The organism is Pseudoalteromonas sp. NCCP-2140 (assembly GCF_023708065.1).
GTDB lineage: Bacteria > Pseudomonadota > Gammaproteobacteria > Enterobacterales > Alteromonadaceae > Pseudoalteromonas.
The window spans coordinates 1-14,346 of the sequence record NZ_BRCZ01000014.1; the positions used below are offsets into that span (position 1 = coordinate 1).

The following is a 14,346-nucleotide window of genomic DNA, read 5'->3' on the forward strand; positions in this document are numbered from 1 at the left end:
AGATGAAGGTGGTCGTCACACTCCATTCTTCAAAGGTTACCGTCCACAGTTCTACTTCCGTACAACTGACGTAACAGGTGACGTACAGTTACCAGACGGCGTTGAAATGGTAATGCCTGGTGACAACATCAAGATGACTGTAGAGTTAATCTGCCCAATCGCGATGGACGAAGGTTTACGCTTCGCTATCCGTGAAGGTGGCCGTACAGTTGGTGCTGGTGTTGTTGCAACTATCGTTGAGTAATCAACTATAGTAATGCATCAAGCATTAAGAAAAACCCGAGCTTAGTCTCGGGTTTTTTTATGGGTGAAAAAAGCTGTCAGCTTTAAGTTTTAAGCAGTTTAGAGTGAAAGGCTAATCTGCCGCCTTCAAATTCCCAATGGACGAAGGTTTACGCTTCGCTATCCGTGAAGGTGGCCGTACAGTTGGTGCTGGTGTTGTTGCAACTATCGTTGAGTAATATCAACAGATAGAGCTTCACAGCTTATAAAAAGGTCGCCTAGGCGGCCTTTTTTAATGTCTGTAGAAAAGCTATCAGCTTTCAGACGTCAGATCAGAAGAGTGGGGTTGGTTAGTGTGGTGTCTCACTCAGCATTTGCCGTGTTCATTCTTCGGGTAGGTTGGTTTGAGCGAAGCGAAACCCAACACAATCCATGTAAACCTTTTCTTTTATGAACTCAAATAGCCATTCTGCAAATAGGCTTGACCTCGCCCCTTTAAACTTTATCCTCGCTAACTCATATCTAAATCCAACCCCTTGATATCTATCCTAGTTATTCATCCCTAAATTGGGAAATGATTATGAATGTTAGCTGAACTGAACTACGCTTGATTAATAACTAATAATAAATGTGTAGATTTAGGGATGATCCGTTTTTTTATAGCGCTGTTAGCACTTCTGTTTTTACCTTCAGCTTGGTCTGCATTTCATAATTACGATATTGAAGATGGGTTATCGCAAAGTGTTGTGTTCGATATTGTGCAAGACCAGCAAGGTTTTATGTGGTTTTCAACACAGGCAGGCTTAAATCGCTTTGATGGCAATGAATTTACTGTATTCACAGCATCTGATGAGACAAATAGCCTAGCTAATAACTATATCTATCCATTGGCACTTGATAGCGAATCACAGCTGTTTATAGGTACTCGAAATAGTGGTGTAAACCAGCTCGCATTACATGATTATCAATTTTCTGAGCCGCTTTTAAAAGAGCGCCGCATTACCAGTTTATTGGTGACGCAACAGCAAGTTTATATTGGCACTTACGACGGCAGCCTGTTTCGTTACGATAAGCAAAAAGAGCAGCTTGAAACGTTAATAACAGGGTTAAAAAAGCCTATTTATGCGCTATCAAAAATTGCTGACATCCTTTGGATTGGTACTCATGGGGCTGGGGTACTTCATTATGACCTTATTAATAATAAACAAATCAATTCGGTTTTTTCTGGCTTTGCTGAGCCTGTAGATATTCATGCCAGTATCTTTGCTATCAAACAGGCTGCTGATGGCAGTATTTGGTTGGCAAGCCAGGGCGGTGGTTTATATAAGATTGAGTTAAGTACAAAAACAATAACGCAGTGGCTTACCTCTAAAGATGATAATTCGGGGCTTAGTAGTAATGAAATTCGTGATATTGAGTTTGATAGTCAAGGCCAAGTTTGGCTGGCAACGCGAGGCGGCGGTATTAATGTTTACAATCCTATTAATGCAAGTTTCACCGTCTTAGTGCATGACCCATTTGATAAATATAGTCTTGCTCATGACCGGGTATATAGTATCTACCGAGACAGTAGCGACATTATGTGGTTTGGTACTGCACATGGGATCAGTAAGCTCGACCCAGCATCATTGCAATTTAGTAAGTTAAAAAAGCCAACGCCACTTTCAAGTAACGATGCGTGGGCGTTATTTGAAGACTCAAAGCAACGTATTTGGTATGGCAGCTGGGGTGGCGGTATCGATATTCTTGATCAGCAATTAAATCGTTTAGAACGCATAACCACCGAAAGTTCACCGTATTCAATCAGTAGCAATGCAATTAAAGCCATCGCCGAAGATCGTAATGGCGATATATGGATTGGCAGCTGGCAGCAAGGGATTGATGTTTTGCATACAGATGGCAGCATCAGTCACTTTCGAGCAGATGAAGGCGAGCATGGCTTAACTGAAAACAGTATATATGCCCTTTTAGTCGATGAGAAAAATAATGTTTGGGTCGGCACTAATGGAGGGGGGCTGTTTTGCTTTGATAGGCAGCGCGGCAAATTTATTAGTTTTGCAAAGCCTGTAGCGAATACTCAACTTGTAATTCCAACGGCGCGGGTGACGAGTTTATATAAAACTTCGCAAGCAGATCTGTGGATAGGTACAGATGGTGATGGGGCTTATCATTACAACGCTGCAACCGATACCCTCACTAATTACCGTAAAGGTGACTTGGCTTTATCTGATAATACAGTGCGAGCGTTTTTAAAAATTGATCAGCAAATGTGGCTCGCAACATCGAACGGCTTAAATATTATTGATTTGAGCAACCAGCAAGTTCATCAGCTTAATGTCGCTCAAGGCCTTCCTAATCAAGTCGTTTATGCGTTGTTAAAAGACAACGAAGGTTGGGTCTGGCTAAGTACTAATAACGGTCTCGCTAAAATAGATCCTGCAACCATGAGCATTAAAAACTATAAAGCTCGCCATGGCTTACAAGGTAATGAATTTAATGCCGGTGCTTATTTAAAAACCCGTGATGGCCGCTTGATGTTTGGTGGCACACAAGGGGTTAGCGTGATTAATCCTGCTGACCTTGAAGTTAATAATATTGGCGGGCAATTAGCACTCACTAGTTTGCAGTTTGATGATGAGGATGTGGTAAATCAGGGAATCAGCCGTTTAGGCAGTTTATACCAAATAGAAAAAAGCCGTTCAGTGACTATTCCTGCGGGAATTAAACGGGTTCATTTTCAGGTTAGTTACCTACACTACTCTGAGCCACAGACTAACCAGTACTCCTATCAGTTAGCAGGCTTTGAACAGCAATGGCGAAAAGCTACAGGGCCGTTTTTATCTGTTGACTACACTAATCTTCCTGCTGGTAAATATCAGTTGAAAGTTAATGCTAGTAGTGAAAATGGGGCTAATGCGCTCACCCCATTACTGTTAAACATAACGGTTCTTGCGCCTTGGTGGCAAACAAGTGAGTTTTATCTGCTAGCAGCCATGCTGATTTTGGCTATGGTGTGGTTATTCACAGTGCTTTGGACTCGCCGTATTCGCAAACAAAAATATTATCTGGAGCAAATTGTTAGCGAACGCACTGATGAAATTGCAGAGCAAAAAATGCTAATCGAACAGCAAGCTGATGCTCTGAGTGACTCACTCGAAAATAAAGTGCGCTTTTTCACACATGCATCACATGAATTACGTACTCCTTTGAGTTTGTTAATTGCGCCGTTGCAAAAGCTAATCGCAGATGAGCGAAATACTGAAAAGCGAGAGCAACTGAATTTGGTACTGCGTAATAGTCGGCGTTTAGAAAACTTGGTCGATAAGCTATTAACCTTGACTCGCTATGATGAGCGCCATGAAGAGATTATTAAAGTTGTGTCATTATCGGCAATATCCAGAGAGGTCGCAGGGCAGTTTGCTGTGTTAGGTGAAAAGTCCATCGACTTTCAGGTCGATATTGAAGAGGCTGTATTTATTGAAAGCACCCGAGAAGGGGTGATCACCATTCTTACCAATCTATTAAGTAATGCCTTTAAATATACTAAGCAAGGTCAAGTTAGCTTAACCGTAAGCGCATCAGGTGAACTTGCCAACATAGAAGTAACCGATACAGGTAAGGGCATTGCTGACGCTGAAAAAGACAAGGTGTTTGATACATTCTACAGAGTGAGTTGTCATGCAAATATAGCAGGAAGTGGCGTTGGTTTAACTATCGTTAAGCGCTTGGTTGATAAATACAAAGGTACTATTGAGCTGTCAAGTCACCTAGGGGAAGGGACCAGCTTTAAACTCGCATTTAAAACAGCGCAATTTGCAGAGCAAACTCCAGTTGATAGCACAAGTCTAAAATCAACAGAGAATCATGACAAAGCGAGTGTATTAATTATTGAAGATAATGACGAGCTACGTCATTACCTAAAAACAGAGTTACAGCAGCGTTATCAAGTATTATTAGCTGAAGATGGTCAAGTCGGTTTGCAAATAGCGCTGAGCCAAGTACCAGATTTAATCATCACTGATTTAATGATGCCAAAAGTCGATGGCTTTACTGTGTTAGATTCATTACACAATTCGCCCGTTACATGCCATATCCCAGTGGTTATTTTAACTGCAAAGGGCGACTACGAAACCCGAATTAGCAGCTTAAAACAGCATGCGCTAGATGTGATCACTAAACCATTTGATAGGGAAGAGCTCTTTTTAAAAGTAGAGAACTGGATACATTGGGTTAGCTTATATTCGCAGCAGCAAATTATGGGGTTACCTCTTAATTCTCAAACTAAGCAATCAATTAAAGTTGATCCTCGTGATAAACAGTTGCTTGAAAATTTAGGAAAATATGTTGCTGAGCATTACCAGCAACAAGGTTTCTCTATGGTGAATTGTGCGAAAGAGTTAGCGCTTAGTGAGCGTCAGTTACAACGCAAGTTAAAAGTCCTACTAAACATTACACCCAGTGAGTACTTACGAAATTATCGACTAACCAAAGCAGCCGAACTTCTTAGGAAAGGCCAACAAATAAGTTTAGTAATAGACGATGTGGGATTTTCGTCACGCTCGTATTTTTCTAAATTTTTTAAAGCAAAATATGGCATGACGGCGAAAGAGTATCAATGTCATTACATATAACTGGCTGTTAATTATGAAAATGTCGCATTTGAGTACATTTTTGTCGGCATAATGCATACATATTTTCTACAGTTAACCTAATCTAATTATATCTTCGTAGTTTTGGGGCTCTTTGTTTATCATTGACGGGCAAACATGACTGAGTACAGATTATGGTTAAGGACTACAGCGAGCCCCATCTATTTTTTACTTCCTTTGAGTTAAGGCTCTTAAATTTTCAAGAGCCGATTTTTATTACAACTTCGCTTAAAAGATTGAAAAGTTTATGTTACAACGGCACTAACATTACTTTTTAGTTACAAACATGACTGAACTTTACCATTGGTTTGATTTATTCGGCGTAGCCGTGTTTGCAGTTTCTGGAACGCTACTGGCGTACAACAAAAAAATGGATGGCTTTGGGGTTGTTGTGTTAGCCACAGTCACTGCTATTGGCGGTGGGAGTGTACGCGACGTTATTTTAGATGTTCCTGTATTTTGGCTACATGATCAAAGCTACTTTTGGGCTATTTTATTGTCTGTATTTGTCACCACTCGATTAATCAATAAACAGCGATCGATTTCACTTAATGCGCTGCAAGTTGCTGATGCTTTCGGTTTGGCATTTTTTGCGGTGATGGGCACACAAAAAGCCATGCTCGCAGGGATGCCAGACACCACGGCGATTATCATGGGTGTAATAACAGCCTGCTTTGGCGGTGTTATCCGTGATGTGCTGGCTGGGAATATGCCGATGCTATTAAAGGGCGAGCTCTATGCCATTGCTTGTATCGCTGGTGGCATTGTTTATACATTAAGTATTTCGCTGGGTTTAGTGACCGAAGTAGCTATGATATTAGCCATGCTAATGACCTTATCACTGCGTTTAGCTGCAATGAAATGGAAACTGACATTACACGTTTTTAAATATCCCGACTAAACTTAATTTAAGGATGAATGATAGGGACATCATGGATCGTGTCTTTAGCTAGAATATTTTCACGTGCACAAGTGGGTGTGCAAGCTCCTGAAGTGATAGTAGAAGTACACTTAGGAAATGGCTTGCCAGCTTTTCATATCGTTGGCTTGCCTGAAGCGTCAGTCAAAGAATCAAAAGATAGAGTGCGTAGCGCACTCGAAAACTCTCAGTTTGGTTTTCCAGATCAACGAATAACCGTAAACCTTGCGCCTGCTGATTTACCTAAAGAAGGTGGCCGTTTTGATCTGGCTATTGCTGTGGGGATTTTAGTCGCCTCTGGGCAAATAAACAGCCCTGATATTCATCGTTATGAGTTTTACGGAGAGTTGGCTTTAAATGGTGAAGTAAGAGGGGTAAATGCTATTTTACCTTCGGTGTTAGGAGCGAAAGAGCAGGGTCGTTGTTGTTTCTTACCCGCTGAAAACGATAATCTCGCAAGCCTTGTTTCGGGCGTCGCTCGAAAAGCTGTTTACTCCTTACAAGATGTTTGGAATGACTTATTAAATCAGCAACCCCTGCCACTTAATATTTGCTATCCAGAGCAGCAGTCGCAGCGTGACACGCTACTCGATTTAAGTGATGTGAAAGGCCAACCTGGCGCGAAAAGGGTACTCGAAATAGCAGCCGCTGGTGGCCATAATTTACTGTTTCTTGGCCCTCCAGGTACAGGCAAGTCAATGCTTGCCCAGCGTATGCCTACGATTATGCCAACCATGTCGGATGATGAAGCAATTAGTACCGCCGCGTTATATTCGATAATTGGTCAATCGGTTGATTTATCGAATTGGCGTGAACGACCCTTCAGAAATCCACATCATACTTGCTCTGCGGTTGCCCTTGTTGGTGGCTCTTCGAACCCTAAGCCGGGGGAAATCTCTCTTGCTCATAATGGCGTATTGTTTTTAGACGAGCTGCCCGAGTTTGAAAGAAAAGTGCTCGATTCACTGCGTGAACCAATGGAAACGGGCGTGGTGACTATATCGCGAGCGGCTCGACAAATGGAATTTCCATCGCAATTCCAGCTGATCGCCGCATTAAATCCAAGCCCTACAGGAAGTCATACTGATAAGCGTGCAACGCCTGATCAAGTATTGCGCTATTTATCTCGAGTATCTGGACCATTTATCGATAGGATTGATTTACAAATTGAGCTGCCTAGACTCACCAGTAGCCAATTACAGAGCACGCAAGTAGAAGAAAGCAGTGAACAAGTAAGAGCCAGAGTTGAAAGAGCTTATGCAATTCAACTTAACCGGCAAGGCAAAGTGAATGCGCGCTTGAATAATAAAGAAATGAGCATTCATTGTGAGTTGGCAGCTGCTGAGCTGCAGTTTTTAGCAAAAGCCAGCGAAAAACTGGCTTTATCACCACGCTCATATCATCGTGTTATTAAAGTTGCGCGTACCATTAGCGACTTGAAAGTACAGCCCGCAATTACCTTAAATGAATTAAAAGAGGCGCTGAATTATCGCGCCTTTGAACGGTTAATTAGTCAATTAACGCAGTATTAGATAACTTGCTAAATAGAGAGCATGTAACCTTTGCCGCGAACGGTAACGATACGTTTTTGGTCTTTTTCATCGCTTAATTTTTTACGTAAGCGGCCAATAAGTACATCAACGGTACGATCGCTTGGGCTCCAGTCAGGTTGACCAATTTCTTCGGAAATTTTTTCACGCGATGTCGCTTTACCTGCATTTGCAATAAGGCAAATAAGTACCTTGTGCTCTGCTTCGGTAAGACGAGACTCTTCACCATTAGGGGTCACTAATGTGCGGTTATCTGGGTGCAGTTTAAAGTCGGCATATTCAATAAACTCTTCACTCTCATCATCTTGCTGAGAGCCTTTTATGCGCTTAAAAAGAGCGCGCATTCTTAGTTCAAGTTCAAGTAAGTCAACCGGCTTGCAAATATAGTCATCGGCACCTTGTGCAAGACCTGCAATACGGTCAGCTTGCGAGTCACGACTAGACAGCACAATAACGCCAATATCAGTCAGTGCATTAAGTTCTTTGGCAAGCAAAAGCCCATCGCGTTTTGGTAACACAATGTCGATAACGGCTAGAGAAACTGCTTCTTTAGTTGAAGCACGCGATTGCACAATGCTTAATGCATCGGCCCCCGTTGAATCTACCTCAATATTAAACTCAGTTTCTTTGAAATGATTAAGAATGCGTTTAACGAGTAGTTCGTCGTCTTCAACCAATAAAACTTGAATAGTCATTCGCTTTAATTTCACACTTGATTTGTTGTTATGTTAGCACTGTATGGCAAAGGCTGAGAAGTGTATTGGCGAGGTTTGTAACTATTTCTTACAATTTAATGGCTTAGCTATAGTTGAAAAGGGTGAAAGCTGAGCACTCGCACAGTACTCAGCCAAGTGATTAAACTACTTTTCAGGATAAAGATATTGCCACCATTGTGGCTGATCTTTTAAGTTTTTATCGAAATAAGCCAACATGGTATTCCACCAGTCGAAGCGTTTATCTCGAGCAAAAATTTGGTGATCTGCACCTTTGTACTCAATCAGGTCAACATCTTTACCTAATAACTTTAATGCCGTGTACATATTGTGGCTTTCACCAACAGGTACGTTGGTATCTGAATCACCATGAAGGAGTAATAACGGCGTTGTTACTTTGTCAGCATGAAACACCGGGCTGTGTTGGCTATAAAGTGTAGGATTGTTCCACGGGTAGCTATTTTTAGATGCCTCTGCTGAGTATAAGTAACCCCACCAACCTTGACCCCAATACGAGGTGATATTTGAAATCCCTGCATGGGCAATTGATGCACTGAACATATCTGTTTTAGTTGCGAGTAGCATGGTCATAAAGCCACCGTAAGAGGCTCCTAAATTACCCACACGTTTACTATCTACAAAGCTATATTTATCTAAAAAGGCTTTTGTGCCGTCGATGATGTCGTTGGCGGTGTATTCACCCCACGCGTTGACGTGTTTAGCTGAGAACTCTTGGCCAAAGCCGGTTGCGCCAGTAGGTTGTAAAACGTAAACAACATAGCCATGCTCAGCCCATAGGTTAAATGGGTAGCGACCGGTAAAACCACGAGTTACTGGCGAAGTGCCACCATAATAATAAACCAGCGCAGGATATTGTTTATTGCTATCTAAATCATGGGGTAAATAAACGCGACCCTTAATTTCAATGCCATCTTTATTAGTAAAGTTAAACTCTTCCAATGAGGCTACTTGCGTATTTTCATAGCCAATTGGCTTAGAGTCCCACATTACTTTAGCGCGGCTCTTACCTAAGCTTAGTTGTTTTAACTGCTGAGGTGTTGACGCTGTGGTGCCGGTAACCAAAATGCGCGGGGTGCGTTCGTGTGAGTAGCTAACTTGCTCAACAACATCAAAACCCGTATTCACTTTATTAAAACGCTTTTTGCTTAAGTCGAATTGATAAAGTTGTACGGTATCTTGCTCGGTAACTTTAATAAGCGCATCACCGTTTTTAAGCACATTTAACTGGCCGATAGCCGGGTTAAACTCTTTACTTAAAGCGGTTGCTTTTTTACCGTCACGGCTGAGTAAATAAAGTTGACCGTCATAGTTATTAGCAAGCATCCCTTCAGGAAGGTTACGACCTAAGCCATTATTAAAATCTGGTCCGGCAGTGACATAAATTCCGTCGTCAGTATATTTAGCCTGATTAAATGTATTGTATTGACCAAGTACCGTAAGAGCCGATGTAGCTAGGTTTAACTCAACAAGTTCTGTTGCTGGCTGTGGTGATAGCTGCATTGCTTGTGCTGAGCGGCTCATTAAGACGCGACCGCTTTTAGCGTCAAAATCTTCAAGTGAATGGCTAAGTGGGCCTTGGCTTAAGATTTTGCTAAGACCTGTTGGTATATCGAGTAAATATACTTGCGATGTAGTACGAGCATAAGACCAACGGTCTTGCAGGCCTTGGTAATGCTTAGTGAGCTTGCCATTGTCTGTTGGAGACTTTGACCAACTAAAAATTAAGCTGTTGTTATCAAAAAACTGAAAGCCATTTGCACCAGCTAGATTTTTAGCAATGACGCTAAGTTGCATGGTTTTTAGGTTTAAACGCTTAAGCTCGCCATTTAATAAATACACTAAACTTTTGCTATCTGGGCTCCAAGTAATGTTACTTGGTTGGGCTGACTCAAAGCGATAAAGTGTATTGTTTTTTTCGTCTTTAAGTTCAGTAACATATTGTGCTTGATTAGCGGTTGTATCTTCGTAATGACGTTGGCTAGTAATGAAGTAATCACCATTTGGTGCCATTGAAATATAACTGACTGTTGGCGCATCAAATAATTGCTTAGCAGACAAACCGTGTTGTTGTTTAGCGCTAAATTGCACAGTATCTAGTTCTGACTTAGCCGTAAAATCAAGCTCAACCTCATTCCAGTTGGCTACTTGCTCAGTGATGATAACAAACTGATGATCGCCTTGGCTTAAAGCTAGCTCATAGCTTTTATTTTTTTCTGTTTGCTTTTCACCATCAATAAACAGCTGCGCGTTTTCAATGCCTTTAAGTGTTAATGAGCCTTGGCTAAAACGTTCAGTTGAGGCGGTAAATTTGAGTGCCTGTAAACCACCGAGTGTTAGCGCACTCACTTTGTCGAATGATTGCCAGTCAAGCTCATTACCAAAAACGCGTATGCTATCGCTGCTTTTTTGCAAGCTAGGTAATAGGTTAGCAATAATGGCATCGCGATGATCCGTTTGATATGGCTTAAGTTGCATATCTTCGCCAAGAGGGCCAATAAATTGCACCGCTGATTTATCAATGGCAGCGGCCATCGCTGTATTACTTAACGCACATAACGCTAATGCACTGAATGTTGTTTTTAGCTTGGCTGATTGGCTTAGCCAAGTAGTTGAAAGTGTCATAGTTTCGCCTGTTGAAGGTAATTTAAACCAATATAGCACGCTGCAAATTACCCAAAAAGTGCTCTGCGTTAGATTGCAGTCGGGTTTGAGCTTGTGGTTTTCAATTGCTATGGTGAGCAGGTTAACTTTTTAAGAGGGCTTACAGTGACATTGTTACTTGTTTATATGTTTGTTGCCATTGCGGTTTCGTTTTTGTGCTCAGTGATGGAGGCGGTACTGTTAAGTATTACACCAAGCTATGTTGCCATGCTCAGAAAGCAACAACCACAATTGGCAAAACGTGTTGGTAAGCTTAAAGACAATATAGACCAACCTTTAGCTGCAATACTCACGTTAAATACCATAGCGCACACAGCAGGTGCCGCTGGTGTTGGCGCACAAGCTGCGGTGGTGTTTTCAGATGCTGCCGTCGGTATAGCTTCAGCAATCATGACGTTATTGGTACTAGTGCTTTCTGAAATTATCCCTAAAACATTAGGGGCTAATTATTGGCGAGGATTAACACCCATTGTTAGCGTGAGCCTAATTTGGTTGGTGTTTATTCTAAAACCCTTTGTGTGGTTTGCAGACATTTTAACGCGCTTTTTGGGGCGTAATTACGATGAAGCCTATTATATTCGCCAAGAGATTGAAGCCATGGCTGATATTGGTACTGAGTCTGGAGCGCTTGGGCAAGATGAATCTGAAATCATTCGTAGCCTGCTGCATTTTCGTCATGCCAAACTCGATACCTTAATGACACCACGTACGGTGCTTTTTAAAGTGCATAAAGACCTAACCGTAAACCAATACTTGGCGGAGCATGGTTCTTCTTCGTTCTCTAGAGTATTGGTTTATGACAAAAATGGTGATGATATTATTGGTTTTGTGCATAAAAATGACATTATGCTGGCATATCATCGTTTAGGTGAAGACTATAAAATTAGCAAGCTTGTTAAGCCTATTTACACCGTACCAGAAACCTTGCATGTGCCAACCTTGCTCGAAACCTTACTGTCTGAGCGCACACATATTTGTTTAGTCGTGGATGAATACGGTGATGTGCAAGGTATTGTCACTCTTGAAGATTTAATTGAAGCATTAATGGGACTTGAAATTGTTGATGAACATGATCAATCAGCCAATATGCAAAAAGTCGCCAAACAGCGTTGGCGACAACGTTTAGCATCGAGTAATACCATCGTCAGTGACGATAAGCGTAAACCTTAGCGGCGATGTCCTGCTGCAGTTTTTACCATTTGCCGCCATGAAAGTGACCAATTTAAAAAGTCTTCTTTGGCTTTCGGGCGGCACAGCAAAAAGCCCTGCATTAAAATAAACTCTTTGTAGCGGTCGAGATATTCAAGCTCTTCAACGCGTTCAATCCCTTCGGCCACAATCGCAAGATCTTCTTGTATCGCTATATTCACCAAGCTACTAACAATCACTTGAGAAAACTGATCGGTTTCAATATTGCTAATCAAGGTGCGATCGATCTTAATTTCGGTAAACGGCAGCGTTTTTAGCTGCTGAACATTAGTAAAGCCAGTGCCAAAGTCATCAAGTGAAATACCAAAACCGCGCATTCGTAAACGGTTGAGTGTTTCGAGTTGTGCAGTGCTGCGTAGAGCATACTGTTCAGTAATTTCTAAAATAACTTCACTGGGGGTTAGGTTGTTAAGGTGCAGTATTAAAGCCAGTTTATCAGGGCAGCTTAAGTCCTCGAGCTGCGAAGGGGATAAGTTAAACGCCAGTTTTAAGTTGGGATCAAACTGCTCTTTAATTTCTGCAAAATCGTTAGTGGCTTTTTCAAATAATTGAAAAGTAATAAGGTTTATTAAATCCAGATCTTCAGCGATACAAATGAAGCGCTCTGGTAAGATAATTTCATCTGCTTGGCTTGTGTTGATACGGGCAAGCACCTCTATACTTTCAACCCGATTATCGTGGCGATTTATCTTAGGTTGATAAAACGGAATAATCTCATTATGACTGATGGCATGTAGTAGCAGTGACTCAGAAATAGGGGTTTTTGTACGCTCAACATGAATGGCAAAGTGCTCAAGCTTTTGCAGTAGTAAATAGACTTGATTAAGTTGCACGGGTTTAGTGACGTTACCAATTAAGTGAGCGTTATGCTTACGAGCAAGGTCTGCGGCAAGGTCTATAACTTTAGGATCCATCTCAGAAATAATGGCAATTGCACCTTGGTACTTCATAGCGCCTAAGTGGCGAATAAGCTCCATACCATCCATATCTGGCATATTGAGGTCAGTAAAAATTGCATCAAAGAATCGAGGTGCTTTTTTAATTTTTTCTAAAGCTTCTTCTGCACTTAGGCAGGTTGTGATGTGCGGAACCTCAAGCTCATTCAAAATGGCATGCATAACAATCAGGATGGCTTTTGAGTCATCCACTACGAGAATGTGTCTATTTGACTTCACCATATTCACTCCATGAACAAGAACGCTATAGTTAAAAGTAGTAGATAAACGGTATTTCGTCATGTTTTTTGCTTGTTTTGTGGTGCGAAAAATATACCCCCTTGTACCTAAAGGAAATTCGTAATTTTGTAAGGCCTCAGTATAATAGCCGCACTTTTTATTCGTATTTATAAGAACTATGGTCAGACTTCAGCTGAGCCTCGCAGACGAAACCTTTATTTTGCATTTAAACGGCTCACAGTTAATTCAGCTTTTTCATCAACAACAAGCAATTGCCTTTGATAGTCCAGAGTCAGATCTTTATGAGTTTGATTTTCAGGGGCTGCGTATTGGCCTTGATACTAGTAAAGTGCACGAAAAAAGCTTAGCAATCTTTGTTAACCAGCAGCAGGTGAGCCAACTTGCTTTACCTGAGTTACAAGAAGCTGAACCAAAACGCGGCATTATTGGTTTGCTGGCACTGGGCTTTAAATTATTCAAAAGTGCAAAAGTCGTGAAAGCGGCTTTAGCGGGTGCTTCGGTGGCAGGCTATGCGTGGTTATTTTCCATTGAATTTGCCTTGATGCTAATTGCTTGCTTGGTGGTGCATGAATATGGTCATGTGCGTGCTATGAAATATTTTGGCATTAAAACTAAAGGTATTTACCTTATTCCCTTTGTCGGTGGTTTGGCTGTTTCTGATGATAAGATTACCACCAGATGGCAAGACGTGGTGATCTCACTCATGGGGCCCGCTTTTGGCTTAATTACCTCTGTGCTGGGAGTGGTGCTTTACTACGCCACAGAAATGGAAATATTCGCCGGGGTGGCGGTACTCAGTGCACTGTTAAACCTATTTAACTTGTTACCTATTCTGCCCCTAGATGGCGGTCATGTACTAAAAAGCATTAGTTTTTCGATGCGTTCTTGGGTCGGCTTAAGCGTGTGCTTATTAGGCGTGTTATTTGGTTTATGGCTGAGCTATACCTTCGGTTTAATGCTCCTCGTGTTCTTCTTGTTTGTTGGCGCGCTTGAAATTGTATTTGAATGGCGTGGTCGTCATTATTCACACCTAATCCCTCTTGATACTTACGGGCAAGGTTTTTCAGCGGTCATGTACGCACTGGTTGTTGCAGGCCACGTTGCAGTGATGATGCATTTTGCTGATTCAGAAAGCCCAATCCTAAGTTTGCCAATGAAGATATTAGCAAGCTAGCATGCACAGCCAGTTATTAGGAAGTGTTTTTA

9 protein-coding genes and 1 pseudogene are annotated in these 14,346 nt (G+C 41.7%); 7 read left to right on the forward strand and 3 right to left on the reverse strand.

Annotated features, from left to right (window positions below):
• The 5 genes and pseudogenes from NFU46_RS18400 to NFU46_RS18420 form a co-directional block, all read left to right on the forward strand.
• Nucleotides 1-244: pseudogene (locus NFU46_RS18400) on the forward strand (elongation factor Tu); the annotation flags it as partial.
• 136 nt (nt 245-380) lie between these two features.
• Nucleotides 381-461: a hypothetical protein gene (locus tag NFU46_RS18405; protein WP_082874015.1), complete on the forward strand. Its 81-nt coding sequence runs from the start codon at nt 381-383 to the stop codon at nt 459-461.
• Nucleotides 462-866: 405 nt separating this feature from the next.
• A complete protein-coding gene (locus NFU46_RS18410) occupies nt 867-4,853 on the forward strand; it encodes a two-component regulator propeller domain-containing protein (protein WP_251603896.1) in 3,987 nt (1,328 codons plus the stop codon).
• Between the two features lie 304 nt (nt 4,854-5,157).
• Nucleotides 5,158-5,772: a trimeric intracellular cation channel family protein gene (locus NFU46_RS18415; protein WP_251603898.1), complete on the forward strand. Its 615-nt coding sequence runs from the start codon at nt 5,158-5,160 to the stop codon at nt 5,770-5,772.
• 38 nt (nt 5,773-5,810) lie between these two features.
• Nucleotides 5,811-7,322 carry a YifB family Mg chelatase-like AAA ATPase gene (locus NFU46_RS18420; protein ID WP_251603900.1) on the forward strand — a complete coding sequence of 504 codons (1,512 nt, stop codon included), beginning with the start codon at nt 5,811-5,813 and terminating at the stop codon, nt 7,320-7,322.
• A gap of 8 nt (nt 7,323-7,330) precedes the next feature.
• Here NFU46_RS18420 and NFU46_RS18425 read toward each other — a convergent pair whose 3' ends face one another.
• Together NFU46_RS18425 and NFU46_RS18430 are read right to left on the reverse strand one after the other, a co-directional pair.
• Nucleotides 7,331-8,035 carry a response regulator transcription factor gene (locus tag NFU46_RS18425; RefSeq protein ID WP_062564684.1) on the reverse strand — a complete coding sequence of 235 codons (705 nt, stop codon included), beginning with the start codon at nt 8,033-8,035 and terminating at the stop codon, nt 7,331-7,333.
• A 165-nt stretch (nt 8,036-8,200) separates the two neighbouring features.
• The gene (locus NFU46_RS18430; RefSeq protein ID WP_251603902.1) at nt 8,201-10,696 is read right to left on the reverse strand and encodes a S9 family peptidase; all 2,496 of its coding nucleotides are present in this window, start codon (nt 10,694-10,696) and stop codon (nt 8,201-8,203) included.
• Between the two features lie 144 nt (nt 10,697-10,840).
• On the opposite strand from NFU46_RS18430, the gene NFU46_RS18435 reads away from it, so the two are divergent.
• Complete coding sequence (locus NFU46_RS18435) at nt 10,841-11,905, forward strand: hemolysin family protein (protein ID WP_251603904.1); 1,065 nt, start codon at nt 10,841-10,843, stop codon at nt 11,903-11,905.
• On the opposite strand, the gene NFU46_RS18440 is transcribed toward NFU46_RS18435, so the two are convergent.
• Nucleotides 11,902-13,122, reverse strand: a complete 1,221-nt coding sequence (locus tag NFU46_RS18440) for an EAL domain-containing protein (protein WP_054563931.1) — start codon at nt 13,120-13,122, stop codon at nt 11,902-11,904. The genes NFU46_RS18435 and NFU46_RS18440 overlap by 4 nt on opposite strands.
• A gap of 175 nt (nt 13,123-13,297) precedes the next feature.
• Here NFU46_RS18440 and NFU46_RS18445 point away from each other — a divergent pair, with 175 nt between their 5' ends.
• Entirely contained in the window at nt 13,298-14,314 is a 1,017-nt protein-coding gene (locus NFU46_RS18445) for a metalloprotease (protein ID WP_251603906.1), read from the forward strand.
• Nucleotides 14,315-14,346: the final 32 nt, after the last annotated feature.